Source organism: Actinomyces sp. S6-Spd3, from assembly GCF_000758755.1.
In the GTDB taxonomy this organism is placed as follows: domain Bacteria; phylum Actinomycetota; class Actinomycetes; order Actinomycetales; family Actinomycetaceae; genus Pauljensenia.
This window is the reverse complement of the sequence record NZ_JRMV01000120.1, coordinates 1-559: the sequence shown is the minus strand read 5'-3', so window position 1 is coordinate 559 and position 559 is coordinate 1. Positions and strand designations below refer to the sequence as shown.

Below are 559 nucleotides of genomic sequence, written 5' to 3'. Positions count from 1 at the left end.
TGGGCCTGCGCTGGGATGAGTGTCAGAGCGCCCGAGCCGACCTTGGTGTCCAACCCATCCGATAGTTCCTGTACCCAGCTGGCCGCCCCCATGCTTTTTAGAACATGCCACATCTGTTCAACCGTGGCGTCCGGTTTTGCGAGCCGGAGGTTGTCCGCGATCGTGCCGACAAACACGTGGTGCTCCTGCGTCACCAGGGCCACGTTCTGATGCAACTGGCTTTCCGTTAGTTCAACCAGAGGAACTCCTCCAACCGTTACCGACCCGGAGGTGGGCGGGTGAATACCTGCAATCATCCGGCCGAGTGTGGACTTGCCTGCGCCTGACGGCCCCACGATTGCGAGGGTCTCCCCCGGCCTCAGCTCTAAATCAACCCCGTGCAAAACGGGATGTTCCGGCCGGTACTCAAAGCTCACGTCTCGTACGCTTACAGCGTTCGAGGTAGGCTGCTTGCCCGACGCGATCCTGTCCGATTCCACCTCGTCCACGCCAAAAATACGGGCCAACGAGGTTGCCGCACTTTGAAGCACATCCACCCAGTAAGAGAGCTCGTCGAGCG

1 protein-coding gene is annotated in these 559 nt (G+C 60.3%); it reads right to left on the bottom strand.

Annotation, left to right across the window (positions count from 1 at the left end; all coding sequences use genetic code 11):
* A partial coding sequence (locus tag HMPREF1627_RS00730; protein ID WP_034500315.1) for an ATP-binding cassette domain-containing protein occupies nucleotides 1-559 on the bottom strand: 559 nt, incomplete at both ends.